The following is a 23,640-nucleotide window of genomic DNA, read 5'->3' on the forward strand; positions in this document are numbered from 1 at the left end:
GAGGCTTGCCATGCTGAAGGCAAGAATCAGCATCGAAGATCTGTCGCGGACGCCTCGCTGGTGCGGCAGAGGCATTCGGTTTGGAGGTAGCGAGATTTCAGCATTTCCGAACCCATGCCTCTGCTCTCTGTTTGCACAGGGGACAAACCGTTGGGTCTACGCCGTACTCGAACGGAGTACTCATGAGCCGGACGAAAGACCCCCATCCGCGCAAGGCATATTGTCGCTCGAAGACTATGCCGAAGTTCACAAAAAGATCCTGAACTGGCCGCTCGACTATGCGCTAGTGGAGGCCGTATCGAACGGGGCAAATGCGCAAGTACGGATTACATCGGGGCGGCTGGGCGTTGCTCCTCTCTATGCGACAGTCGGCGCGGGTCATGTTGAATTGTCATGGGACTGCGCAGACGTGGTTTCTCGCGGAAATCACGCCGCGGACTTTGAGGTGCTGGCTCATGTTCTAGGTCTGCGCACCTTCTACGCGAGTCGCCAGGTTTGTACAGGAATCGCACTGCTGACCGAACGTTCCTCGCTTCTTGTTGACGCCGAAGGCGCATCATTCGTCTATCCTTCCGCCGCGCCAACGCTTTCGCCGCACGCCTTGCAGGAAGGTGTGGATGTACTTGGTGCGTTCGAAGCTTGTATGGCGAGCGCGACCGGTGCACGGCCGCTTGATGCGAGCGGATGTCTGGTGGAACTCAGCGGAGGCATGGATTCCTCCTCAGTTGCAGTCGCCACAACGCAACTTTCCGGTGCCCCTTGGCGTTCGGCTGGCATCGTACTCGCTCAGCCTGGCCGAAACGTGCAAAGCACGCGGCGGCGTGCGATCGTGCAGACGCTCGCTCTTGAGGACGTGTCGTTCGACATGTCAGCCTACATGCCCGTTGTTGATCTGGATTCTTCTGTGAGGGCACCAGAGCATCCTCTTGGTGAGTTCTACATCGAGGCCTTCGATGCGTTATGGCGACAGGCGGCAACGAAAGGTTGTCATGCTGTCCTGACGGGAATAGGTGGCGACGAGCTGTTTCCTCGCTACGAAACGGACTATCCATCTGCAAGCAGGGTGAAACCTTCGAAACTGATAGCCGCGGAGAAGATCGCTCGGTCAATGCTGAGCCGCCGGGCACGCGTTGCCGCGGATACTGAGCCGCTTTACTGCGCACCGACCAGCGCCATTCCGCAAACGGCGCTGCTAGCACATGCCGCTCGCTCGCCCTACATGATGCGGCTTGGACTGTGGCCAGTGAATCCGTTGTGCGACCCGAGCCTGATCGGATTCTGCCATCGACTGCCGGTCAAGTTTCGCGGCGAACGTCGACTGCTTCGCCAGTATCTCCGCAGGTATTTGAGAAAGGATCTGTTTCCCATTGGCTATAAGAAGGAGACATTTGACTACGTACTGCCGGAAGCCATCTCGCTTCATTACGATCGAATCAATGCACAGCTCCGCGAATGTGCACTTGCTGACTTCGGTCTGGTCGATATGAAGGCGGTGAAATGCGTGTTGAAACGCGTCGCCGATACGCGTGATATCGCGGCGACGGCTCCGCTGGCGATCTTCCTTTTCCTTGAGCGGTTCATGAGACAGGTCACATAAGTGATGACCACTGACCACGAAACCAAATCAGCTGGCGACGTCGCAATGGTGCGGCGGGCCGTCGCAACCGTCTACGGCATAGATGCGATCGACGTGCATGAAGTCGTGCGCGGAGTGAATCGAACATTCTCGCTGACGGATTCTGCCGATCGGACCTACTACCTTCGTTTGTACAGAATCCACGGACGAGGCGAAGCCGAGATTGACGCCGAGCTGCGATTGCTAGCGCGAATCGAGCGGGATGACCTGCTGGAGGTATCGACTGCACATTCAACGCTACGGGGAGGAAGGCGCTTTCGTCTTGCCTTGTCGGACGGTGCAATACGTCATGCAGCTTTGTTTGGCGCCGCAGTGGGACGTCCTTTGGAGATGACTTGTGATGATCTCGCTGCAGCCGCGAACGCGCTGAAGCGCCTTCATGCGCAGCCTGCGTTGGGCGAACTCGCACCCAGCAGGCATATCGCAGAGCTTGGTGAGGCATATCGGACGCTGAACCGTTTGGCCGAATCGTTCACCTTTGCCGGTAGCGCAGCCGCGACAGTCAGCGACCGTTGCAAGCACTTGGCGGCTGGCGGTTGCTCGCCTACCGGTATGCCTGTTGGCTTCTGCCATGGCGATTTCCGAATTGCGAATATGCGGATCGAAGGCAGGCGAGTCACGTTGTTCGACTTCGACGACTGTGGAAGCGGGCCGCAATGGTTTGACCTGGCCACCATTGGATGGTGGCTCGAGACCGAAGGCCGAGACGATTCAGCGTCTTTGTGGCATGCGTTCGTCAATGCCTATACGCCGGCGTTGCATGGTTCCCCGAGGTTTCTCCATGCGATCTCTGTTCTGATCCTGCTTAACGAGATCAGATCGATCGGCTTTCTGCTTGACTACTGTGTACTGGATGAGCCCACATGGCGTGAGATGTGCAGGCGCTTGGATGATCTGAGCTACCGCGCAGTGTCAGGTCAGCTGGCCATTGACCGTTGGCCCGCGTAAGCAAGAAGGGGCTCCCATGAAGATTGAGATCCGCACTGTGAGGCATAGCGATCTCGAATGGTACAAGCTTCTGCATTCCGACGAGGCGTTCAACCGATGGATAACGCGAAGAATCAACGATCCACAGTCCATGGAAGAAGAGTTCTTGTTCAAGATGGAAGCGCAGCGCGCCCGCCGCGGTGTGTTTGCTGTGGCGGACGTTGACGGCACTAGTCAGGGGTATGGCGTTTTGCTCTTCTCCGTTACGGGGGAAAGCGCTCACGTCGAATTTGGCGTGGATCCTCGCTATCAGCGCAAGGGAATTGGCAGTTTGCTACTCGACGAAGCGTTGCGTGCAGGCAACCGTATTGAACCGGGGCTGAGAACTATCAAAGCGCTGTGTCATCGAGATAACGAGGACTGCATCCGGCTACTCAGGGCTCGAGGCTTCACGACATCAACGGCGGCCGGGCTGGCAATGCCGCCTCTATGCGTCGGGTGGCAAGTGCGAGTCGGCTAGTTGATGGTCCGATTGTGATGCTCTCATGAGACATCGGCCCGCCATCGAACCGGACCTAATCCAAAAGCGACCTGAACATTCTTGCGTTGGCATGGTTGCCCGATGTGCAGGTCGTTGATCACTGCTTACATCAACCCCGTGCAAGTCAGCGGGAATATGCTGCCGCATCCAGCCGCTTTGTAGATTCAACGCACAGCGTGCAGCTTTCGCACTCTGCCGCAACACCGATTTCCTTCCAAGTGACGGCTTCCAGCACGCTAAAAGCCTGGCATGGCATATGCGTCTCTCCAACAACTTCGCCAACCTCATGGAGGCCATCATGCCAAAAGCATCCAGCATCGCACAGGCAAAGGCGGACAAACGAGCGGGGAAGTCGCCGAGCACCCAGGCTGGTCATTTTGTCCGCGACGAGATCGAAGCCGTCCGCCATGGCAAGCACGGCGTACGCTCGGCCAAACAGGCCATCGCCATCGGCTTGTCTGAAGCGCGCCGCGCTGGCGTTGAACTGCCGCCTAAGGCCGGTACCAAAGCCGCAACGGCCAAGAGCGCGGCCAAGCCGGCCGCCAAGAGTGCCGGCGAAAAGAAGCCAAAGCGGCCTAGTTCCGAAAGCACGGCCAAGCGTCGCAGTGCCGCCATCAAGGCGCTCAAGCGAGAGAGTACGGCCGGGGCCTCGCATCAGGCGTTGTCAACCCAGGCTAAGCGCGCGGCCAGCAAGCGTACTGCGGCAGAGCGCTCCGCGGCGGCCGAGAAGGCTGCCAGGACAAAGGGTGCGGCCGCACGATCCGAAGCAGCCCAGAAGGCTGCGCGCACGCGTGCTGCGAACAAGCGGGCAGAACAGAAGCCCCGTTAAGCAGGTGTTTCGAGCGTGGAAGGCGGGTGCGTGCTACGGAACATTGGTATTGCCGTCACGCCCCGGCCTTCAACGGCGCCGATCAGGCGCCAGCGCCTAACCCCGCGCCGCCAAAAACCGCTGCCAGATGGAGCGACCAACTTCGTCATAACGACGTACCTGACTCCCAAAGGCGACACGATCCGCCACGCTCACAAGCGGCTCGGGCAGCATCGGATCGAACACCAGTTGCCGGATCGCCTGGTCGCCTAGCAGATAGGATTCCTTGGCGGCCAGCTCCAATGGCAGCGTGTCGAGTTTGGCCTCCGATTTTTCAAGCAGACGCTTGCTCTCCCGATAGCCCTTCACAAGTTCCTTCCCGTTCCACAGGCCGCGAGCCTTCGATTCCAGCCCGGCGTCGAAGTCTCGTACTGTAAAGACCGGTGCACTGTCCTCGACGCCAAGGCCGTAGAGCCGTTCGCGCGCATGGGCGACACCTCCGGCGAGGTTATCCGGCCGAACATACAGGCCTTCCTCGAGCTGCCGCATGCCGACGAGCGCCAGGGCGCGCTCGCGCGCTCGCAGCGCCGTGCGATCGCTTCGTCCCAGGCCGGCAATCAACACGGCGATCCACGTGCCATCCCAGGGGCGCACGCGTTGCTCCGCGATTCGCCATGCGGAGATGTCCTCCCCCAGCGCGCGGCCCTCGGGGCCTAGTCGATAAGTTCCTCTTCCCGCTGCCTCGATCAGATCGGCGCTCGCCAGACGGGTAAGCGCCACCCGCGCATTGTTGTCCGAGATCCCGAAGAGCGCGCAGGCGCGGATGGCGTCAGCGGCGTCGAGGGTCTCCGTCTCTGATGCCACCAGGAGCTTGAGAATCAGGCGGCGCGCTGCCGGACCGGGAGCGCTCTCATCCAGCGCAGCCTTTGATGGCTCAGCCATAGGTTAGGGTTCTTCCTTATATTACTTATTTATGCAGAATATGCGATGACATGTAATATTTGTATCGCTTCCACGGATGAGAGTCTACCCATGTCAGCCAGCTCACAGTTCAGCACTCACGATGTACAGAACCAGCCGTTGCCCCTGCCCGCGTATAACGCCTGGTCAACGGATCAAGCATTGCAGGAGGCCGTAGCGCGGCACGGCGGAGCATGGGCGAGCGAGCACCTTGCGGCCTTCGGTGAAGTCACCGGCGGAGAGATGATGGAGTACGGCGAGCTGGCCAACCGGCACAAGCCGGTGCTGCACAGCTTTGACAGGTATGGCCGGCGCATTGATACGGTGGAGTTTCACCCCGCCTACCATCAACTGATGAGCCGCGCGATGCAGGGCCAGGTGCACAGTTTTTCCTGGCGGAATGAGGGTCGCGCGGGCGCGCACGTAGCGCGTGCGGCCCTGGTGTATCTGAACAGCCAGCCGGATGCCGGCACCAGCTGCCCGCTGACGATGACACATGCCGCCATTCCGGCGCTTCGGAAGTCTCCGGCGGTTGCAGACGCATGGATCCCTCGCGTGACTGCCAGCGAGTACGACTCATGCACCCTGCCTGCCCACGAGAAGACCGCCTGCACCATCGGCATGGGCATGACGGAAAAGCAGGGCGGCTCGGATGTGCGCAGCAATACTACGCGGGCACTCCTGCAACGGGATGGCACGTACGAGATCGTTGGCCACAAGTTCTTCTTTTCGGCGCCGATGTGCGATGCGCATCTGGTCCTGGCGCAGGCGGAGGGCGGCCTGAGTTGCTTTCTGTTGCCGCGTGTCCTTCCTGACGGCTCGCTGAATGCGGTCCGGATCCAGCGCTTGAAGGACAAGCTGGGCGACTGGAGCAATGCATCGTCCGAGGTCGAGTTCCAGGGGGCGACGGCTCAACTGATTGGCGAGGAAGGGCGTGGTGTCGCGACGATTATCGAGATGGTGGCGCTGACCCGGCTGGATTGCATTGTCGGCTCGGCCGGGCAGATGCGGCAGGCCATTGTCCAGGCGCTCCATCACACGCGCCAGCGCAAGGCATTTGGGCGGTTGCTGATTGACCAGCCGCTGATGCGCAATGTGCTGGCCGACCTCGCACTGGAGAGCGAGGCAGCCATCGCGCTTGCGATGCGTATCGCGTCCGCCGTGGATGCGTCGCCGCGCGATCCTCATGAGGCCGCGCTCGCCCGCATCGGGACCGCCATCGGGAAATACTGGATCTGCAAGCGCACGCCTGCGCATATCAACGAAGCGCAGGAGTGCCTGGGCGGGATCGGATACGTCGAAGAAAACATCCTGCCGCGGCTCTATCGGCAAGCGCCTTTGAATTCGATCTGGGAGGGCAGCGGCAATGTGCAGTGCCTGGATGTGCTGCGAGCCTTGCAGAAGGAGCCGGGGGTTCGCGATGCCTTGTTCAAGGAGCTCCAGGCCGCACGCGGATTGCATGATGCCTATGACCAGCATGTGGCCTGGCTGCAAAAGGCGTTCGAAGACCCGAGCGTGCTGGAAGCGCGCAGCCGGCTGGTGGTGGAGCGAACGGCAATGGCCCTTCAGGCGGCGCTGCTGTTGACCTCCGGCAATGATGAGATCGCCAATGCCTTCTGCCGCGCCCGTCTGGCACAAGACAGTGGCTTTGCATATGGCACGCTGGACCCACAAGCGCCGATTGCCCAGCTGATCGACCGCGCCAGCCTGATGGCGTGATGTCAACCCGCGGCATTCGCAGCGCGCGGACAGTGCTCCCGGACGGTGCCGTTCGCAACGCGATATACGCGCTCTGCCGCCTTGATCAGCGCATGTCGATGCGTCACCACGATAAGCGTTGGGACCCGCTGCCGGACACGTGCAAAAATCCGCGCCTCGCGATCCGGATCGATCGATGAGGTGGGTTCATCCAGAATGATCACCGCTGGGCGGCGTGCGAGCGCACGGCCCGGCGCGACACGCTGGCGCTCACCTCCTGACAGGGCCCGGCCTTGAATGCCGAGGGGGCGATCCAGGACATCGCCGTCTCCGTCTGCGGCGATCTCCTGCAATTCGAGCAACGCTACGAGGTCATGCAGGGCATGGTCGGATGGCACGTTGCTGCAGCCGTAGATCAGATTTTCCCTGAGTGAGCCCGTGAGAATCATCGGCGCTTGAGGCGCTACCGCGACTTCACGTGCGATATCGCTGACCGCCAGCTTGCTGACGTCCGCGCCAAAAAGGTAAACAGTGCCAGCCGCGGGGCGGACGAGCCCGAGCGTCAAGTGGACCAGGCTCGATTTGCCGGCACCCGATGGCCCGACGAGCGCGACCAGTTCCCCCTGCCTGACAGTGATATTCACGCCCTGCAGAATCTGCTTTCCACCTTGTGTCACCGTTGCGTGCTCGATGCGAAAGACTTCGTTCGCCGTGCGGTCAATGTGCGCGCTGGATTCGCTGCGCTCGATCGGCAGCTCCAGCAGCCCGAAACTCTCGCGCAATGCGAGATGGTTGCGGCGCAATTCAGACAGAGACCCCGCGAGATTCGTGAAAGGGGTTGCCAGTGTCACGATATAGCTGGCAATCATGACGAAATCGCCGGCGCGGAATGTTGAGTGAATGACGACGTACGCGGTCGTGACCGTGAACAGCGTGAGCAATAGGCCGGTGCAGATGGCTTGTGCCACAAGCAGCAGCGCGAGCCGGGTGTTTCCACGGGTCACTTTGCCGATGTAGACCTCAAGCGTGCGATGCAACGCGGCATCTTCCCTGGCGTACGCGTTGTTGAGTTTGATGTCGAGCATGAAGCCGAGCTTCTCAACAAGGTGGCTCGACAACATGTCGACACCGCTGAAAATCTCTTCATGGGCGCCCTTGCTTTTGTCCGCGAGAAACCATGTCGCGGCAAAGAGAAGCATCATGGAGATGGCAAATCCCAGCGCGAACGCGCCGCCGATCAGTTGCCACAGAGCGAGGCTGGACAGCATCAACTGCAGCGCCGTCGGTACGATTGCCCAGAACATCGAAAAGGTGATGGCACTGAAGGCTGCGCGGCTTCGGGCGATGACGGAGACGAGTTTCCCCGGGTCTTCCGCAGTCAGGTGCGGGTAGTCGACCCTGATCAGCCTGGCAAAGATGGCGTCATGGAAGGCGGCGTCGCATCTTGCGAGAACGGCCGCCGAAAGTATGGCTTTCAGCCAATCGAATGCGCGCGCGGCAGTCCAGGCCAGACCGTACGCGCCGGCAAGAAGCAGCGCAGCGCCCGCAGCGCTTCGTGAGGCGTCCACAGACAGCGCATCGGTTGCCTCCCGCAAGAGGTAGGGGATCAGCGTAGACAAAGCCGCGCACAGCGCTACAAATAGCGTTGCTGCGCAGAAGTGGATAGGTAAGGCTGGGTACTTTCTGACCGTGATTCGGTAGGCGAGGATCCAATCCTTGTACAAATCGAGAAGAAGCCTCATCGCCATCACCTTCGGGGATCAAAGTCATGGGGGGTCTACAGATCAGATTGGTCGTGCCATGTTGAGCGGGACCATCTGCTCACAGGTTAGGTATGCTGCAAGGCAAAGGTCGTCAGAGCATTCAGAAGATTGCAGAAGAAAGTTCTGGCGGTTTCGCTTCGCTGGACATCAAGCAATGGGCGGGCTGGCGGCACAGCGAAAGTTCTGCGCTTTTGCGCCGATGCTTCGCGGGATGTACACCACAATCGTAGCTATTCCCTCCTTTAGGAACACCATGATTTTTGCGGTCCGCTTTCACGACAAGCCCGACCAACTCACCCTGCGCAATGCCCTTTTGCAAGCCCATCTCGATTGGCTGGCTCTGCATCGCGACGCGATCCTGATCGCCGGCTCTCTGCGCGAAGCGCCGAACCAAGGAGCCGTTGGCGGGCTTTGGATTGTCCGGGCCGGGGATCGTGCGGAGGTTGAGACCCTCGTTCAAACGGATCCGTTCTGGACGCAAGGCCTGCGCGAGCGCGTGGAGATCCACAGCTGGCACCGCGCCTTCGATGAACCGGTGACCATTTGACTCAGGGCTTCGCCCTGATGCAGCCCTTTCCCTCACCCTTGCAGAAACAGACGCATATCTTTGCAGATTAGGTCTGTTGCGATGACCCCCTTGCGCCAACTACCTTGAGCAAGCATGCCTTTGGCAGTCAGGCGGCTTTCTCGAACATAGCGAAGGTGGAGGGGTCAGTTGATCTCCGGACTCATTTGCGTCGGCGACCGGACAACGCACGGAGGGACAGTCATTACCGGTGATGCCACCAGCATCATCGGTAATCGTGCCATGGCACGTGCAGGGGACATGACGATTTGTCCCAAGTGCAAGGGCACTTTCCCGATCCTCGCAGGGAACGGAATTATCACTGCGCCCAATGGCGTTCCCTACGCCAGGCATATGGACCGCACCGCCTGCGGTGCCAGGTTGCTTGCCAGCCAGGACACCACGCTGGCAAGCGACATGGAGACGCCAGTTGCTGCCGACTTTGAACCGGCAGGGATTGCTGCGGTAACGGCGTCTGGCCTCTGCCTGGACTGTCTGATGAAGGCCGCTATGGCCGGCGCGGCAACCGTCGTCCGAGGGTAGCTGACGATGGATGTCCTCGATCGATACGGCCAACTCCGTACGCGCTTGCAGACGCTGAACCTGTATGCCCTGGTGGATGGCGCGCTGTATCAGCAGCATCGCGAGCGCCAGCTTGAACAGGTGCCTGGCGGGATAGTCGCCTTGTTCTCCGGTACAGCGGATGACGCGCTGGCGCACGCAGGCCCCTGGCTGGTTGACGCGGCGCAGGTGACTGAAGCAGTCCTGCGCGACTTGATCTCACTGGAGAGGGCGGCACCGGCCGTCACTTGGCTTATCGCTGAGGCTGATCTGACCGGGCTCACACAACTGCTGCAATTGCGACTCGACATCAAGCTGCCCGACGGAAGAATGGCGCTTTTGCGGTATTGGGATCCGCGTGTACTGGCTGGCCTCTTTCAATTGTTGGCAGGTGACCAGCGAGCGGAATTCTTCCGTCATATCCATGAATGGCATTTGCTGGCCAATGGCAGGCGAGTATGGATAGGGAGGCAGCATGCTGACGCTCAGTGAGGCGCAATGGCAGGCGCTGCGACACACAGAGGTGCAGAACTTTGTCGGCGCGGTCTGTGATCAGTTTCTGGCTCATCGGCCGGAGCTGTTGCGCGAACCGGGTAAAGAAGAAGTTCTCGGACGAATGCGGACTGCGCATGACTTTGCCGCAAAAATTGGCATGGAATCAACACCACATATCGTGAGGCTTCTCTACCTCTGTGTCGATGCGCCGCAATTGGCGGCTGACACGGATTTCCAGGCGTATCTCCAGAAGCCGGGAACGACACCGGAGCTCAGGCTGGATGACTTGTCTGCCGTGATCGAGCACATCCTTAAGAAGAAGGAGGCAAGGGTGGCGCACGGGGCCAAGGTAATGCGCGTGCTCTGAACAAGGGCGACCCATGGCCAGTCGCAGAGCCGGCAGTTGCTCGGCACACTCGCCAGCGCTTGCAAATGATTGCGCAAAGGATGATTCCGTCTCAGCGCGAAAGCGGAACAGTGGAGAGCTATCACCATGGCCACACTTGCAATCCCAGTAATCGAGAGTATCGCTGTTCGCGTGTTGGCTGCGCTCGGTGTCGGCCTCACCGGAGGTGCAGCAATTGAGGAGATGCGAAAGCGAAACGAGGAGGCGGAAAAGGCCAAGGATAGCCCTGTAGCCCGCACCGATGCTCAGACGAAAACAAAGAAAGAAAAATGCAAGGAGTGCCCACCGGATCATGGAAAACCAGTGGCGAGAGGCTGGAGCATGTCGGACGCTTCGCTCGCATATCAGGCGCGAATCACAGGGTTCCCTCCGGGTACAGAGTGGAATTTTGCTGGACTGGATTTCGATGGTTTCCGGTCTTCCCAATGCCTGCTGCAGGAGGCCAAGGCAAAGTACGACCAGTTCTTTGACGAGTACGGCTTGCCGAAGGAGTGGTGGGCAAGCGATTCGGGCGGGGAGAACGGCCTGATCCGACAAGCGGGTACACAGTACGCGGTCGCGCTGCCGCGGCCGCCTGTCAGGCTGAGTTGGTACTTCATGGAGCCGAAGAGCTACTCCCATTTTGCTTCGCTATTCTCGGTCCACTACCCAGGCCTGGAAACGGTCTTTGAACCATGACGAGCACGTTGCTCCCCGAAATTACTGCCCTCATGCGCCCGTCGGTCGCCCCGTCGCTTCAGGACCAGTTGGATCAACTGGGCAGATTCATCCACGTGATCCAGGCCTGGGGGCCGTCGTTCAGCAAGTGGTATCTGGGCGGCGACAGCAAGGATGAAGCATTGCGCTATGAGGCCTTTGGAGATGGTGGAATCAAGCCAGCGGCGCTCGCGGTCCTTTGGGCGATGAATAGCGGAAAGGCCACGGCATGTGACGTCGGCCTCTGGAATGGGCAAGACGGTGCCCAGGCGGCAGGGCTGAAGTATTTGATCGGCGGACTTCGCCCGTGGACTGTCAATCTTAGGCCGAGAGTCGACCCGGCAATTGCTACGCCGCAGGTCGTCTACGTTGTGGAGCAAGCCGCCGTCATCTGGTCGCCCTTGCTAATTACCGCGCACGCTCAGTCGTATATGACGAAGAAGGTGTTTCGCGATCGTCCGGGCGTCGGCAATATGATCTATCTGCCGCGCTCACTCACACAACGTGAGGTGCCGGAAGCGGGTGCTCTCGTTCCTGTCATGAGAGAGCAGTGTCAAATCGGGACAATCATCATCAGTGTCGTGGATCAAGTGTTTTCGGATCTGCTTCCTGATCACGTAAGGCTGGCGAACAGTATTGAGGTGCGGCTTGTCGACCAAGACCTCCTCCCCCGATACGCTGACCTCTAGCCATCGTTCATTAACCTGTTTCGAGCATGAGAGTCTGGATAGCGAGGCTGCATGCTGACGCTCAGTGAAGCTCAATGGCGGGCGCTGCCGATGACGGAGGTTCGGAACTTTGTGAGTGCGAACGGGATTTCTCTCGGATCATTCGAGCCGCATTTCCCGACATAGAAGTGGTCTTTCAGCCATGAGTTCCATACCTGCACTCGAACTCGCAGTCCGGCGCAAGGAAGCTCACCTCATCGACATCAGGCGCCAGTTTGCGGAGCTGCACGAATTTGCACGTGTCATTGGCAGGTATTCGTCCCTTCTCGATGACTGGTATCTGTCGTCCAGCAAAAGCAAAGAAGATGCGCTCCTGTACCGCGCCTTCGACGAAGACGGACCAGCCAGTGCGGCGCTGGCTGTCCTTGAAGAGCGCAATAGAGGTGTCACCGATATTCGTTCGATCGCACTTTGGAATGGCGCCGAGAAGACCGCTCAACAGGCGTCGCTTGCATCAACCGCCAATGTGCTTGGGCGACCGGACAGGATTGCGCTGTCACTTCGCGTTGAGCCCTCATTCTCTGACTGGAAAGTGCCGCTACTCTGGTTAGAAAAAGCCGTTGCTATATGGCGACCGCTTGTTGCGTGCTTTGGCCCATTCTGGTACAGCGAGCACAAGGCTTTTCAGGATCGCCCAGGCGTGAGCTGGCTGTTCTATTTGCCGCGTGTCCTCTCGGAGCAGGAGGTGCCAGAAGCGGGACTGTTGCACCCGGTGCTGGATGAGGGAAGGAAGCAGGTTGGTACGGTTGTGATCAGCATCATCGATGAACCATTCTCTGAATTGAATCCTGAGCATGTGCGGGTGGCAAACGCAATCGAGATTCGGCTAGTTGATCAGGATTTGCTACCAAGGTACATCGATCTGTAGATGATGTTAGGGATTGAAGTGCCGCTCAGTTCAGCGTCCGCCAGACCCAAGGGTTGTATGCGTAGTGGACGAACCATTCTCGGGAAGCAATCCGGAACATGGCAGGGTGGCCAATGCCATTGAGGTGCGGCTTGTCGATCAGGACCTTCTGCCGCGATATGCTGACCTCTAACTCTCTGAGAGAAATCGACCTAGGTCGACAGATTAGGTTGCGCTGCCATGTCGCACGAGCTCTGCCTGTGGTTTCGGCACTCATCCGATTCACATCTCACTTTGCGAGACCATCTGTCGCTTGTGCAGAAGCTGACGGGATTTCTGGGAGCAGAAGACACGCTGCTCGATGAATCCGCGTGGCTGTTGGCAGGTGACACGAAAGACGATTCTTACCGTTATTTGGTCTTCGACAGCCAAGGCCCCACCACGACCGCACTGTCCGTGTTGAATCAGGAACTCGAAGCAGAAGATGTCATCAAGACGTTCGTCATATGGAACGGGCAACTGGCAAACTCGCAAGGTGCGTCCATTTCATACTATTTCGATCGCGCTGACGGAGCAGCGTCAGCCATGAGTCTTACTTTGGGCTCCAAGCCTCCATCGAGCCGATTAGGCCCTTGGACCACGGTTGCCAAGGTTTTGAGCGAGGCGGTAAAGATCTGGGACCCGCTGATCGCCACTGTCGAGACACGGAAATATGATGGTGTCTTCCCGGACCGTCCCGGTGTGGGTTGGATGATCTATCTGCCGACCATCGTCACGGAGCAGCACGTCCCGGAAGCGCGCGCACTCATGGCCGTCTCGGACGGGTGCAACGATCAGATGGGAACGATTGTCGTGAGCGTAACTGACGGGCCTTTCTCAGGAACGGACCCGGAACACGTCAGGTCGGCCAATGCCATTGAAATTCGGCTTGCCGAACTGGATTTGCTGCCGAGATTCATCGATCTGTAGACGCGGGGAACCCGCCATTGCAGAGGCCCGACGTTGAGCGGAAAATGGGCGCGCATTTCGCAACAACCGCTGTATTGCTCGTGGCGGTTTCTCCAACATCGATCCCTACCTCGCCCCAACAACCTGCACCAGCGCGCCCACGACCGTGACGTCCCCCGCCCCCTCACGCAATCCCCGCCTCCATTTCGACCTCACCACCATCCAGCTCTTCATCGCGGTAGCCGACCAGGGCAGCATCACCCGCGGCGCCGAGCGCCTGCATCTCGCCGCAGCGGCGGCTTCAAGACGCATCCTCGAACTCGAATCCCAGCTCGGCGTCGCCCTGTTCGAGCGGCTGCCTCACGGCATGGCTTGCACGGAAGCCGGACGCGCGCTGCTGGCCCATGCCCGCGGCATTACGCACACCGTCCAGCGCATGCAGGACGACGCCGCGTCGTTCCTGGGCGGAGACCTGGGCGTGGTGCGGGTGGCGGCGCCAAAGTCGGCCGTGATCCAGTTCCTCCCGTTCGACATCCTGCGCTGCGCCACCGAATGCCCGGGCGTTCGCATCGACCTGCAGGAAATGAACAGCCAGGAAGTCCAGCAGTCGCTGCGCCGCGGCACGGTGGACATCGGCATCTACGAGGGCAGCCTGGGCGTGGTCGACCTGCCGACCGCGCCGTACCGCAGTGACCGGCTGGTGCTGGTGGTGGCGCGCGGTCATGCGTTGGCGAAGCGCAAGAAGGTGACGACGCAGGACGTGCTGGATTGCGAACTGATCGTGCTGGGCGAGAGTTCGGCGATCTCGGTCGGGCTGGAGCGGCTGGCGGAGGAGGCGGGGCGGCTGCTGCGCATGCGCATGCGGGTGAGCGGGTTCGACAGCATCGCGGCGCTGGTGGCGCAGAACCTGGGGGGCGGGGTGATGCCGGAGGCGATTGCGCGGGAGGTGGCGGGCGACAGCCGCTTCGTCCGGCTGCCGATCGCGGGGGAGTGGGCGGTGCGGCATTTTGTGCTGTGCCATCGGCCGGAGGGGGCGCTGTCGTCGGCGGCGTTGAGCGTGCTGCAGGTGCTTGCGCAAAACGCGAAACCTGAATCCCGAAAATAGCGATAGCCCTGGGCGGGGGCATTGCGGAAGATGGCTCCATAACGATGAGAGGAGACACGCAATGCGGCGCAGACAATTTCTTGTGGCGGCGGCGGCCGGGCTGGCGGTGCCGGGCCTGGCGCGCGCGGCCAATGTGGCGGGGCCGGTGCGCATCGTGGTGGGCTTTGCCCCCGGCGGCGGCACGGACGTGCTGGCGCGCGTGATCGGGCAGAAGCTGGGTGTCATGTGGAACACCAGCGTGGTGGTGGAGAACAAGCCGGGTGCCACCGGCGCCATTGCCGCGGCCTATGTGGCCAAGCAGCCGCCCGACGGCACCACGCTGCTGATGGCGCATGTCAACAGCCACGCGATCGCGCCGGCGCTGCTGGACGTCAAGTACGACCCGCGCGCGGACTTTACGCCGATTTCGATGGTCGGCGTCACGCCCAATATGCTGACCTGCCGTCCGGAACAGAAGGTGCGCACGGTATCGGACATCGTGGCGCTGTGCCGCAAGAATCCGGGCAAGATTTCATTCGGCTCGTCAGGCATCGGCTCGGCGCAGCACCTGGCGCTGGAACTGTTCCGGATGCAGGCGAAGATCGACGTGGTGCACGTGCCGTACAAGGGCTCGGGGCCCCTGGTGGCAGACCTGCTCGGCGGCCAGATCGACTATGCCTTCGACACCATGACCGCGGCCACGCCCTTTATCCAGCAGGGCAAGGTGATCGCGATCGCGCAGACGCGTCTGAAGCGCGCGCCCAGCCATCCGGGCGTGCCGACGCTGGCGGAGTCGGGCTTCCCGGGCCTGGACGCGGCGTCGTGGTACGGGCTGGTGGGCCCGAAGGGCATGCCGCCGGCGCTGGCGCAGCGCCTGAACGAAGACGTCAACCGCGTGCTGGCCATGCCGGACGTGGCGGAGCGGCTGAAGAGCTTTGGCGCCGAGGACTCGGGCGGATCGAACCAGCAGTTCGCCGCCTATATCACCGCGGAATCGACCAAGTGGGCCAAGGTGATCAAGGACGCCGGCGTGAAGGCGGAGAGCTGATGGCCGAGCGCCGACGCACCGATGCACGAAGCCCGAACCAATTTCCCAGGACGCAACCGATGACTGATTTCCGCGACTCCGGCGCCCGCGCCAACCAGGCCGCCCAGGCCAACGCCGCGCCCCTGCCGCTGGCCGGCGTGCGTGTGCTCGACGTCAGCCAGGTCATGGCCGGCCCTTACGCCTGCATGCTGCTGGCGGACCTTGGCGCCGACGTGATCAAGATCGAACCGCCGGATGGCGGCGACCAGACGCGCGGCTCGATGGGGTTCAAGATGAAGGGCCCGGACAGCATGGGCTTCCTGAACATGAACCGCAACAAGCGCAGCGTCACGCTGGACTTGAAGACGGAATCGGGCCGCGAGGTGCTGTACCGGCTGGCGGAAACCGCCGATATCCTGGTCGAGAACTATCGCCCCGGCGTGATGAAGCGCCTGGGTATCGACTACGAGACCCTCAGCCAGATCAACCCGAAGCTAGTCTACTGCAGCATCTCGGGCTTCGGCCAGAGCGGGCCGTGGGCCGCGCGGCCGGGCTTCGACCTGATGGCGCAGGCGATGTCCGGCGTGATGAGCGTCACCGGCTATCCCGGCGGCGCGCCGGTGAAGGCGGGCGTACCGGTGGCGGATATCGGCTGCGCGCTGTTCGCGACCTATGGCATGTTGTCGGCCTATATCGGCGCCAAGGAGACGGGCAAGGGGCAGTATGTCGATGCCTCGCTGTTCGATTCCGCGCTGGCGTTCTCGGTGTGGGACACCTGCGAATATTGGGGCACCGGGCGCGAGCCCGAGCCGCTCGGCACGGCCAACCGCATGAGCGCGCCGTACCAGGCGATGAAGGCGGCGGATGGCTACTTCGTGATGGGCGCGACCAACCAGAAGCTGTGGCAGCTGCTGTGCAATACGCTCGACCGGCCCGACCTGCTTGCGGACGAGCGCTTTGCCACCGTCGCGCTGCGCCTGGCCAACCGGCAGGCACTGATCGGCGCGCTGGAAGAGAGCTTTATCAAGCAGAGCGCCGACTACTGGATCGAGCAGCTGCTCGAGGTCGGCATCCCGGCCGGGCCGATCCTGACCTACCCGCAGGCGTTCGACAGCGAGCACGGCAAGCACCGCCAGATGCGCATCGAGATCGATCATCCGATCGAAGGCAAGGTGCCCAATATCGGCTTTGCGGTGAAGATGGGCGGCACGCCGCAGCAGGTGCGGCGCCCGCCGCCGCTGCTGGGCCAGCACACCGCCGAGATCCTCGCCGAGCTGGGTCTGTCGCAAAACGAACAGCAGTCGCTGGCCGCGGCCGGCGCATTCGGCGCATGAGCGCCCCGCAGGCTGCAACCGGCGCAGGCACGCCGCCCGGCGAAGGGCAAGTCACGCTGACGCGCCAGGGCCGGATCGCGACGCTCACCTTCGACCGCCCGGCCGCGCGCAATGCGATGACGTGGGCGATGTACGGGCAGCTTGCCGCGCACTGCCGCACGCTCGCCGCGGAGGGTACCGCCGGTGCGCGCGTGGTGGTGCTGCGCGGCGCGGGCGGCGAGGCCTTTGTTGCCGGGACCGACATCGCGCAGTTCCAGCAGTTCGGCGGCGGCGATGACGGGGTCGCGTACGAAGCGCGCATCGACGAGGGCATCGCGCTGGTCGAGCAACTGCCGATGCCTGCGGTAGCGGTCATCGACGGCTGGGCGGTGGGCGGTGGCCTGGCCATCGCGACCGCATGCGACTTCCGGCTGGCAACGCCGAAGGCCCGCTTCGGCGTGCCGATCGCCAGGACGCTGGGCAATACGCTATCCGCGCTGAACCTCGCCAAGCTGCGCGCGGCATGGGGGTTGCAACCGGTGCGGCGCATGCTGTTGCTGGCGCAGGTGCTCGATGCCGACGCGGCGCTGGCGTGCGGCTTCCTCGAGGGCGTGCATGCGCCGGAAGCGCTGGAAGCCGAAGTCGCCAAGCTGTGCGAGCGGCTCGGTGCGCTCGCGCCGGTCACGCAGACGGTCATCAAGGAGTCGTTGCGCCGCCAGACCGTGGCGGCGGTGGCCGAGACCGACGATCTGGTGCGGCAGTGTTATGGCAGCGACGATTTCCGGGAAGGGGTGGACGCGTTCGTTGGCAAGCGTCCGCCGGTGTGGAAGGGGCGGTGAACCTGCAAGAGGCCGACGCCCTGAACGGTGGTGTCGATGGGTCCCGAGCCAGCTAATTTACCGGCACCGAATAAACCACCCGCACAAACTTGCGCGCCGGCTGCCGGTCCACCACGACGCCGCCCATCGCTTCCGCGATCCGGCGGCTCTTCCAGTTCTGCTCCGCGGCCGGATACACAAACCGTGCCGGGCGCAAGGTGGCCGTCGCCCATGCTGCCACCGCCAGCACCGCTTCCTTGCCATAGCCGTGCCCGTGGGCGTCCTCGCGGATCCAGATGCCGAACTCGGGTGCCGGCGTGTCGGCATGATGCAGGCCCGCCAGGCCGAGGAAATGTCCATCGCTGGTCCGACGGACGGCAAAGACGAAGTCGGTCCCTTTCTCCATGGCCGGCAGCCATGCCTGCCAGACCTCGTGAAACGCCTCGGGCGACGGGGCGGGGTCCCATTCCATGTAGCGGGCGAGCGTGGGGGTGATGCAGGGCCAGGCCTCGGCGGCGTCGTTCTCGCAGAAGGGCGACAGGGTCAGGCGGTCGGATTGGATCGGCAGGGAGAACGCGGGCATGGGCGAGGCTGGGTCGGTCAAACAGGCGCGAACCTGTTACGCCGCAGTGTACGCCTCCCGGTTCTTCCACTAGCGATAACTCAATTTACGGATCCCGTTGCCGATAAGAGCCATGCCATACCAGCCCCCGCGCTGGCGTGTCCCCATGCCCATCGGAAATCCGTAATGAAGATCGCAGTCAAACTCCCGCTCGCCTTCGCCGCGGCGCTTATCGTCATGTTCGCCGGCGCGCTGTACGGCCTGAGTACCCTGAACCGCTCGCTCGACGACTACAACCATGTCGTGCTCGAGCGGGTCGAGGAGGAGCGGCTGGTCACGGCGATGCTCGTCGATTTCAAGGAACAGATCCAGGAGTGGAAGAACACGATCCTGCGCGGTCGCGATACGGCGCGGCTGGACAAGCACTGGGCCGCCTTCGCGGCGCGCGAGGCGGCGATCCGCGAGCGTGGCGCGGTGCTGGCCAGGCGCCTGCCCGATGGCAAGTCGAAGCACCTGGCCGCGCAGTTCGCCAGCGCGCATGCCGCCATGGGCGAGGGCTATCGGCGCGGCTTCGAGGCCTTCAAGGCGGCGGACTTCGACCCTGCCGCGGGCGACCGCGTCGTGGCCGCCGTCGATCGCGAGCCGGCGCGGCTGCTGCAGGAAGCCGCGCGACTCATTGCGGCGGACGCCGCGGCCGTGTCGGCGCAGACGGCTGCGACCGCGAGCCGTGCTGCAACGCTTAGCTACGCGCTGATGTTTGCCGCATTCGTCTGCGGACTGGCCGGCGCGATGGTGTTCAGCCGTGCGCTGACGCGACCGCTGTCTCGTGCGCTGAATGTGGCGCAGACCGTCGCCAGGGGGGATCTTTCGACGCCGATCGATACGCGCGGCAAGGACGAGATCGCCGCGCTGATGCAGGCGCTGCACGACATGCAGCACAGCCTGTCCGATGTCGTCGGCCTGGTCCGGCGCAATGCCGAAGGCGTGGCGGCGGCCAGCGCGCAGATCGCGAACGGCAACTTCGACCTGTCGGCGCGCACCGAGCAGCAGGCCGCATCGCTGGAGCAGACCGCCGCGAGCATGGATGAACTGACGCTGACCGTGCGCGCCAACGCCGAGAACATCGAACAGGTCTCGCAGCAGACAGCGCTGGCTCGCGATATCGCCGGGCGCAGCGCCGATGTGATGGGCAATGTCGTCGCCACCATGCAGGAGATCGCCGAGCGCTCGGCCAAGGTGGGCGATATCGTCGACGTGATCGAAGGCATCGCCTTCCAGACCAACCTGCTGGCGCTGAACGCGGCGGTCGAGGCCGCGCGTGCCGGCGAACAGGGACGCGGCTTTGCCGTGGTCGCCAACGAGGTGCGCACGCTCGCGCAGCGCAGCGCGGTGGCTTCGCGCGAAATCAAGGCGCTGATCGACGTGGCGGTCGAGCGCGTCGCGGCCGGCCACGCGCTGGTGGGCAGCGCCGGCGGCACGATCGAAGAGATGACGGCGGCCATGGCGCAGGTCTCGCGCATCGTGAACGAGATCGCCGCCGCGTCGGGCGAGCAGCGCCAGGGCATCGAGCAGGTCAACACGGCGGTCGGCCAGCTCGACGAGGTCACGCAGCAGAACGCGGCGCTGGTCGAGCAGGCTTCGGCGGCCACGCAATCGATGGCGGAGCAGGCGCGTGCGCTGCGCGAGGCAGTGGCGGTGTTCCGGTTGGGTGGGGCGGCGATGGCGGCGGCGTGAGGGGGAGGTGCACGTCCGCGCCGCGCTTTGTTGCCGACGCCGGAGCGTTTGACATGGCATGGCTTAAGGTTGTCAGTTGACAACCTTAAGCCATGCCTCTAGCCTTGGAGGCATCGATGCCCCGTGCCCAACACCCAACGTGATGCCGGTCGAGCTGACGGAGAAACCACCGCCATGGAATACGCGTTCACCTTGAGATACCAGTTGTCGGCAGACGACAGCGATCCCGACACGCTGGTCGAGCGCCTTTACGAAGCCGGATGCGACGATGCAAGCGTGGGCACTGGCGTGGTGGGTCGGATTGCGATCGCCTTTGACCGCGAGGCGGAATCAGCGGCCGACGCCATCGTGAGCGCGCTTACCGACGCCAGGCGCGCCATGCCGTCCGCCACGCTGATCGAAGCGGCACCAGATCTGGTGGGACTGACGGACATTGCGGACACCGTTGGCATGTCTCGCCAGAACATGCGCAAGCTGATGCTGGGCCATCCGGCTTCGTTTCCCCCGCCGGTGCACGAGGGGGCGAGTTCCCTCTGGCATTTGCGGGAAGTGCTCTTGTGGATGAGCGGCAAGGGCTACGAGATCGAACCGTCGCTCATGGACGTCGCTGCGGCGGCGATGCAGGTCAATCTGGCCAGGAGCGCCGGAAACATTGTCCCGGCGATGGAGCGCCGGATCCGCAAGCTGGTTGCCTGAGGCAGCACGGCGGGTCGGCGGTCATTTCGTCGCAGGCGACGAGAAAAAACGCTGAGCCCCCGGCGGGTCAGTCGAGCCGGAACACCCCCACCGCCCGGTTCAGCCCTTCGGTCTGTACTCGTTGTGCCCGCGCGGCTTCGGCCGCGCCGGCCACCAGTTCGGCGTTCTCCTCGAATGCCGCCTGGATCTCGGCAACGCGTTGCGCCATGCCCTCGATGCCGCTGCGCTGGTGGTCGCCCAGCGTTGCCAGTTCCTGCACCAGCGCGGCCAGCTTGCCGATGCTGGCCACCACTTCGTTCATGGTCTCGCCGGTATGGCCTACCAGCTGCGTGCCGGCGTGGGCGCGCTCGACCGAGGTATTGATCAGCCCGCGGATTTCCCGCGCCGCGGCGCCGCAGCGATGCGCCAGTTGCCGCACCTCGCCGGCCACCACGGCGAAGCCCTTGCCGTGCTCGCCGGCGCGCGCGGCTTCGACGGCGGCGTTCAGCGCCAGGATGTTGGTCTGGAAGGCAATGCTGTCGATCACGCCGATGATCTCGGTGATGCGCCCGCAGGCCTCGTCAATCTCGCCCATGGTCTGGATCACCGACAGGATCTCGCCGCTGCCGCGCGCCACCACGGCGCTGGAGGCGCCGGCCAGTTCGCAGGCGCCGCGGGCCTGGTCCGCGCTGGCGCGGGCGGACTGGGTCAGTGCCTGCATGTCGTGCATGGTCTGGGCCACGATGCGCGCCTGCGCCTCGGTGCGGTGCGCCACGCTGGCGCTGGTGTCGAGGATCTCGCCGGCGGCGTCAGCCACGGTGCCGGCGGTGTCCCGTACCTGCTGCAGGGTCTGACGCACGGTGTCCAGGGTCTTGCGAAAGGCGCGGGCGAAATCGCTGTCGGGCTCGGTGCCGTCGCCGGCCAGCGTCAGGTAGCCGGGTTCGCGCCCGATGCCCGCGGCCAGCGCGCTCAGTTCGTCGGCGGAATGGGCGTCGCGTTCCAGCCGCCAGGCGATCACGCACAGCACGGCGGTCTGCGCGATGACAAAGGCTGCATGGAACACCACCATGTTGAAGCTGGGATCGGTGAAGCAGATGGTGTTCCAGCCCCATTGCTGGAAAAAGTTGAAGCTCAGGTGATGCAGCGCGATCACCAGCGCTGCCAGCAGGATCACGCGGAAGTCGCGATAGGCCAGCAGCATCGACAGCGACACGAACACCAGGAAGTGGAATTCCACCTGCCCGCGCGCCTGGTGGATCAGCAGCGCCACAAAGGCCATTATCAGCACCGCCATCGCCAGCCGCGTGGCCAGGCGGGCGGGCAGGGCGACCGCCATCAGCGTGCCGAGCAATGCAATCGGCAGGCCCAGCGCCAGCGTCAGGCCGGTGGATCCATAGTGATTGCCTACCACCAGCGACAACAGGCCCAGCAGCCACAGCATCGCCGTCATCAAGCGGTCCGCGCGGCGGTGCACGCCTTGCAGCAATGGCGTGTGCTTCGCGGCCGGGGTGGAAACGGAACCGCCCGCGGCACGGCGGGCAGGGATGGTCGCGGACAGGCGTCCGGACAGGGCGTGGTCAGCGCTGGTCATGGTTCCCCCGCAGCGTGGTTCGAGAAGACGCCGCACCCCGTCCGTGCAAGTTATTGTTTTAATGTCTTTATCTTGGGTATTGCGCGGCTGATTATATCGACGCCCATGGCGCGCGGCGGGCCGTGCCGCCGCCGCGCAACACCGCGGGCAAATTGCTGCAATTGAGTGATGTTCGAGGTCGCCGCAAGCGGCTACGATGTTCCGCCTGCGCCGCGCCGCGCTTGCCACGCCGGTTGTGAACCGGCGCTGCCTCGCCTCAATCGAGCCGAATATTGTTTTCCTTGATCACGTTGCCCCAGTACGCCTGGTCGGCACGCGTCGCCGCCGCGAAGGCCGCCGGCTGCGTGGTCTTGACGATCAGGCCCAAGTCACCCAGCCGCTGGCGGATGTCGGGCGCGGCCATCACCGTTTCCACATCGGCCGCGATCTTGTCGACGATGGCTTGCGGCGTGCCGGCCGTGGTGAACAGGCCCAGCCAGGCCGGGCCGTCCAGGCCCTTGAAGCCGAGTTCCTGGAAGGTCGGCACGTCGGGCAGCATCGGCGCGCGGGTATTGCCGGTCACCGCCAGCGGCTGCAGCTTGCCGGTGCGCGCATGCTGGCGCACCGTCATCGGCGACAGCGTGCCCAGCGAAATCTGGCCGCCGATCAGGTCGGTGGCGATCGGCGCTTCGCCCTTGTACGGCACGTGGACGAGCTGGGCCCCGGCGTCCTTGAGGAAGACCTGCATGTATAGATGGGCGCCGGTGCCGATGCCATAGGTGCCATAGGAGAACTTTTCCGGCTGGGATTTGGCCAGGGCCACCATCTGCGGCAGCGTGCGCGGCATGGTGCTGCTGGCGGTCAGCACCAGGCTGGAGGTGCACAGCTGGCCGATGGCGGTAAGGTCGCGCAGCGGGTCGAACGGCGGCTTGGCCACCATATAGGGCGTCTGCACCAGGCTGGGCAGGCCCAGCAGCAGCGTGTAGCCGTCCGGCTGCGCCTTGGCGACCACGTCGGCGCCGATCATGCCGCCCACGCCGGGACGGTTCTCGACGATCACCGGGCGCTGCCACAGCTTGCCCAGCGGGTCGCCCAGCGCGCGCGCCAGCACGTCGGTGGCGCCGCCAGGCGGGTAGGGCACCACCAGCCGCACCGGACGCGCCGGCCAGGACTGCTGGCCCCGGGCCGGCCCGATTCCCAAGGTTGAAGCGGCGGCGGCCAGGGATCCGGCTCCCAGCCAGTGCAGGGCCTTGCGGCGGTCGGCTTGCATGGTGTCTC

General features: G+C 63.2%; 24 protein-coding genes. 19 read left to right on the top strand and 5 right to left on the bottom strand.

Features of this window, described 5'->3' with window-relative positions:
• Positions 1-10 precede the first annotated feature (10 nt).
• The 4 genes from GA0116996_RS00400 (at position 11) to GA0116996_RS00415 (ending at position 3,933) form a co-directional block, all read left to right on the top strand.
• On the top strand, positions 11-1,597 hold the full coding sequence (locus GA0116996_RS00400) for an asparagine synthase-related protein (protein ID WP_092306290.1): 1,587 nt from the start codon (positions 11-13) through the stop codon (positions 1,595-1,597).
• 3 nt (positions 1,598-1,600) lie between these two features.
• Positions 1,601-2,584, top strand: a complete 984-nt coding sequence (locus GA0116996_RS00405) for a phosphotransferase enzyme family protein (protein WP_092306292.1) — start codon at positions 1,601-1,603, stop codon at positions 2,582-2,584.
• A 16-nt stretch (positions 2,585-2,600) separates the two neighbouring features.
• The gene (locus GA0116996_RS00410) at positions 2,601-3,083 is read left to right on the top strand and encodes a GNAT family N-acetyltransferase (protein WP_092306294.1); all 483 of its coding nucleotides are present in this window, start codon (positions 2,601-2,603) and stop codon (positions 3,081-3,083) included.
• Positions 3,084-3,402: 319 nt separating this feature from the next.
• Positions 3,403-3,933, top strand: coding sequence for a DUF6496 domain-containing protein (locus tag GA0116996_RS00415; RefSeq protein ID WP_092307321.1), 531 nt, complete (start codon positions 3,403-3,405; stop codon positions 3,931-3,933).
• Between the two features lie 96 nt (positions 3,934-4,029).
• Here the strand turns inward: GA0116996_RS00415 and GA0116996_RS00420 are convergent, their stop codons facing one another.
• Positions 4,030-4,854 carry a PaaX family transcriptional regulator C-terminal domain-containing protein gene (locus GA0116996_RS00420; RefSeq protein ID WP_092306296.1) on the bottom strand — a complete coding sequence of 275 codons (825 nt, stop codon included), beginning with the start codon at positions 4,852-4,854 and terminating at the stop codon, positions 4,030-4,032.
• A 90-nt stretch (positions 4,855-4,944) separates the two neighbouring features.
• On the opposite strand from GA0116996_RS00420, the gene GA0116996_RS00425 reads away from it, so the two are divergent.
• Positions 4,945-6,591 carry an isovaleryl-CoA dehydrogenase gene (locus GA0116996_RS00425; protein ID WP_092306298.1) on the top strand — a complete coding sequence of 549 codons (1,647 nt, stop codon included), beginning with the start codon at positions 4,945-4,947 and terminating at the stop codon, positions 6,589-6,591.
• 2 nt (positions 6,592-6,593) lie between these two features.
• Here GA0116996_RS00425 and GA0116996_RS00430 read toward each other — a convergent pair whose 3' ends face one another.
• Positions 6,594-8,312, bottom strand: coding sequence for an ATP-binding cassette domain-containing protein (locus GA0116996_RS00430; protein ID WP_244159739.1), 1,719 nt, complete (start codon positions 8,310-8,312; stop codon positions 6,594-6,596).
• 274 nt (positions 8,313-8,586) lie between these two features.
• Here GA0116996_RS00430 and GA0116996_RS00435 point away from each other — a divergent pair, with 274 nt between their 5' ends.
• The 12 genes from GA0116996_RS00435 (at position 8,587) to GA0116996_RS00490 (ending at position 17,842) form a co-directional block, all read left to right on the top strand.
• A complete protein-coding gene (locus GA0116996_RS00435) occupies positions 8,587-8,880 on the top strand; it encodes a YciI family protein (RefSeq protein WP_092307323.1) in 294 nt (97 codons plus the stop codon).
• A 168-nt stretch (positions 8,881-9,048) separates the two neighbouring features.
• Entirely contained in the window at positions 9,049-9,441 is a 393-nt protein-coding gene (locus GA0116996_RS00440; protein WP_092306302.1) for a PAAR domain-containing protein, read from the top strand.
• Positions 9,442-9,447: 6 nt separating this feature from the next.
• Positions 9,448-9,951 carry a DUF4123 domain-containing protein gene (locus tag GA0116996_RS00445; RefSeq protein WP_092306304.1) on the top strand — a complete coding sequence of 168 codons (504 nt, stop codon included), beginning with the start codon at positions 9,448-9,450 and terminating at the stop codon, positions 9,949-9,951.
• The gene (locus GA0116996_RS00450) at positions 9,935-10,321 is read left to right on the top strand and encodes a hypothetical protein (protein ID WP_092306306.1); all 387 of its coding nucleotides are present in this window, start codon (positions 9,935-9,937) and stop codon (positions 10,319-10,321) included. Before GA0116996_RS00445 ends, GA0116996_RS00450 begins: the two co-directional genes overlap by 17 nt.
• A 126-nt stretch (positions 10,322-10,447) precedes the next feature.
• The gene (locus tag GA0116996_RS00455) at positions 10,448-11,038 is read left to right on the top strand and encodes a restriction endonuclease fold toxin 5 domain-containing protein (RefSeq protein WP_092306307.1); all 591 of its coding nucleotides are present in this window, start codon (positions 10,448-10,450) and stop codon (positions 11,036-11,038) included.
• Complete coding sequence (locus GA0116996_RS00460; RefSeq protein WP_092306309.1) at positions 11,035-11,745, top strand: Imm52 family immunity protein; 711 nt, start codon at positions 11,035-11,037, stop codon at positions 11,743-11,745. Before GA0116996_RS00455 ends, GA0116996_RS00460 begins: the two co-directional genes overlap by 4 nt.
• Positions 11,746-11,926: 181 nt before the next feature.
• Positions 11,927-12,652, top strand: coding sequence for an Imm52 family immunity protein (locus GA0116996_RS00465; protein WP_092306311.1), 726 nt, complete (start codon positions 11,927-11,929; stop codon positions 12,650-12,652).
• 219 nt (positions 12,653-12,871) lie between these two features.
• Positions 12,872-13,600 (top strand): Imm52 family immunity protein, encoded by a 729-nt coding sequence (locus tag GA0116996_RS00470; RefSeq protein ID WP_092306313.1) that lies wholly within the window; start codon positions 12,872-12,874, stop codon positions 13,598-13,600.
• A 145-nt stretch (positions 13,601-13,745) separates the two neighbouring features.
• Positions 13,746-14,684, top strand: coding sequence for a LysR family transcriptional regulator (locus GA0116996_RS00475; RefSeq protein WP_092306315.1), 939 nt, complete (start codon positions 13,746-13,748; stop codon positions 14,682-14,684).
• 61 nt (positions 14,685-14,745) lie between these two features.
• Positions 14,746-15,711, top strand: coding sequence for a Bug family tripartite tricarboxylate transporter substrate binding protein (locus GA0116996_RS00480; protein WP_092306317.1), 966 nt, complete (start codon positions 14,746-14,748; stop codon positions 15,709-15,711).
• Between the two features lie 59 nt (positions 15,712-15,770).
• On the top strand, positions 15,771-17,024 hold the full coding sequence (locus GA0116996_RS00485) for a CaiB/BaiF CoA transferase family protein (protein ID WP_092306319.1): 1,254 nt from the start codon (positions 15,771-15,773) through the stop codon (positions 17,022-17,024).
• Positions 17,021-17,842, top strand: a complete 822-nt coding sequence (locus tag GA0116996_RS00490) for an enoyl-CoA hydratase/isomerase family protein (RefSeq protein ID WP_092306321.1) — start codon at positions 17,021-17,023, stop codon at positions 17,840-17,842. Before GA0116996_RS00485 ends, GA0116996_RS00490 begins: the two co-directional genes overlap by 4 nt.
• 52 nt (positions 17,843-17,894) lie before the next feature.
• Here the strand turns inward: GA0116996_RS00490 and GA0116996_RS00495 are convergent, their stop codons facing one another.
• Positions 17,895-18,404: a GNAT family N-acetyltransferase gene (locus GA0116996_RS00495; RefSeq protein ID WP_092306323.1), complete on the bottom strand. Its 510-nt coding sequence runs from the start codon at positions 18,402-18,404 to the stop codon at positions 17,895-17,897.
• A 165-nt stretch (positions 18,405-18,569) separates the two neighbouring features.
• Between GA0116996_RS00495 and GA0116996_RS00500 the strand changes: the two genes are divergently transcribed.
• The gene (locus tag GA0116996_RS00500; RefSeq protein ID WP_092306325.1) at positions 18,570-20,117 is read left to right on the top strand and encodes a methyl-accepting chemotaxis protein; all 1,548 of its coding nucleotides are present in this window, start codon (positions 18,570-18,572) and stop codon (positions 20,115-20,117) included.
• A gap of 174 nt (positions 20,118-20,291) precedes the next feature.
• Complete coding sequence (locus GA0116996_RS00505) at positions 20,292-20,813, top strand: DNA-binding protein (protein WP_092306327.1); 522 nt, start codon at positions 20,292-20,294, stop codon at positions 20,811-20,813.
• 67 nt (positions 20,814-20,880) lie between these two features.
• Here GA0116996_RS00505 and GA0116996_RS00510 read toward each other — a convergent pair whose 3' ends face one another.
• Complete coding sequence (locus tag GA0116996_RS00510) at positions 20,881-22,383, bottom strand: methyl-accepting chemotaxis protein (RefSeq protein ID WP_141693705.1); 1,503 nt, start codon at positions 22,381-22,383, stop codon at positions 20,881-20,883.
• Between the two features lie 256 nt (positions 22,384-22,639).
• A complete protein-coding gene (locus GA0116996_RS00515; RefSeq protein ID WP_092306331.1) occupies positions 22,640-23,632 on the bottom strand; it encodes a Bug family tripartite tricarboxylate transporter substrate binding protein in 993 nt (330 codons plus the stop codon).
• Between the last annotated feature and the right edge of the window lie 8 nt (positions 23,633-23,640).

The sequence above is a fragment of the Cupriavidus alkaliphilus genome (assembly GCF_900094595.1).
Lineage (GTDB): Bacteria > Pseudomonadota > Gammaproteobacteria > Burkholderiales > Burkholderiaceae > Cupriavidus > Cupriavidus alkaliphilus.

What these genes read in the sequence shown, in the direction of transcription:
- GA0116996_RS00470 (WP_092306313.1), top strand. Translation starts at nt 12,872, where the DNA reads ATGTCGCACGAGCTCTGCCTGTGGTTTCGGCACTCATCCGATTCACAT.
- GA0116996_RS00405 (WP_092306292.1), top strand. Translation starts at nt 1,601, where the DNA reads ATGACCACTGACCACGAAACCAAATCAGCTGGCGACGTCGCAATGGTG.
- GA0116996_RS00505 (WP_092306327.1), top strand. Translation starts at nt 20,292, where the DNA reads ATGGAATACGCGTTCACCTTGAGATACCAGTTGTCGGCAGACGACAGC.
- GA0116996_RS00420 (WP_092306296.1), bottom strand. Translation starts at nt 4,854, where the DNA reads ATGGCTGAGCCATCAAAGGCTGCGCTGGATGAGAGCGCTCCCGGTCCG.
- GA0116996_RS00495 (WP_092306323.1), bottom strand. Translation starts at nt 18,404, where the DNA reads ATGCCCGCGTTCTCCCTGCCGATCCAATCCGACCGCCTGACCCTGTCG.
- GA0116996_RS00460 (WP_092306309.1), top strand. Translation starts at nt 11,035, where the DNA reads ATGACGAGCACGTTGCTCCCCGAAATTACTGCCCTCATGCGCCCGTCG.
- GA0116996_RS00445 (WP_092306304.1), top strand. Translation starts at nt 9,448, where the DNA reads ATGGATGTCCTCGATCGATACGGCCAACTCCGTACGCGCTTGCAGACG.
- GA0116996_RS00465 (WP_092306311.1), top strand. Translation starts at nt 11,927, where the DNA reads ATGAGTTCCATACCTGCACTCGAACTCGCAGTCCGGCGCAAGGAAGCT.
- GA0116996_RS00515 (WP_092306331.1), bottom strand. Translation starts at nt 23,632, where the DNA reads ATGCAAGCCGACCGCCGCAAGGCCCTGCACTGGCTGGGAGCCGGATCC.
- GA0116996_RS00410 (WP_092306294.1), top strand. Translation starts at nt 2,601, where the DNA reads ATGAAGATTGAGATCCGCACTGTGAGGCATAGCGATCTCGAATGGTAC.
- GA0116996_RS00450 (WP_092306306.1), top strand. Translation starts at nt 9,935, where the DNA reads ATGCTGACGCTCAGTGAGGCGCAATGGCAGGCGCTGCGACACACAGAG.
- GA0116996_RS00415 (WP_092307321.1), top strand. Translation starts at nt 3,403, where the DNA reads ATGCCAAAAGCATCCAGCATCGCACAGGCAAAGGCGGACAAACGAGCG.
- GA0116996_RS00480 (WP_092306317.1), top strand. Translation starts at nt 14,746, where the DNA reads ATGCGGCGCAGACAATTTCTTGTGGCGGCGGCGGCCGGGCTGGCGGTG.
- GA0116996_RS00430 (WP_244159739.1), bottom strand. Translation starts at nt 8,312, where the DNA reads ATGAGGCTTCTTCTCGATTTGTACAAGGATTGGATCCTCGCCTACCGA.
- GA0116996_RS00485 (WP_092306319.1), top strand. Translation starts at nt 15,771, where the DNA reads ATGACTGATTTCCGCGACTCCGGCGCCCGCGCCAACCAGGCCGCCCAG.
- GA0116996_RS00500 (WP_092306325.1), top strand. Translation starts at nt 18,570, where the DNA reads ATGAAGATCGCAGTCAAACTCCCGCTCGCCTTCGCCGCGGCGCTTATC.
- GA0116996_RS00425 (WP_092306298.1), top strand. Translation starts at nt 4,945, where the DNA reads ATGTCAGCCAGCTCACAGTTCAGCACTCACGATGTACAGAACCAGCCG.
- GA0116996_RS00400 (WP_092306290.1), top strand. Translation starts at nt 11, where the DNA reads ATGCTGAAGGCAAGAATCAGCATCGAAGATCTGTCGCGGACGCCTCGC.
- GA0116996_RS00435 (WP_092307323.1), top strand. Translation starts at nt 8,587, where the DNA reads ATGATTTTTGCGGTCCGCTTTCACGACAAGCCCGACCAACTCACCCTG.
- GA0116996_RS00510 (WP_141693705.1), bottom strand. Translation starts at nt 22,383, where the DNA reads ATGACCAGCGCTGACCACGCCCTGTCCGGACGCCTGTCCGCGACCATC.
- GA0116996_RS00455 (WP_092306307.1), top strand. Translation starts at nt 10,448, where the DNA reads ATGGCCACACTTGCAATCCCAGTAATCGAGAGTATCGCTGTTCGCGTG.
- GA0116996_RS00490 (WP_092306321.1), top strand. Translation starts at nt 17,021, where the DNA reads ATGAGCGCCCCGCAGGCTGCAACCGGCGCAGGCACGCCGCCCGGCGAA.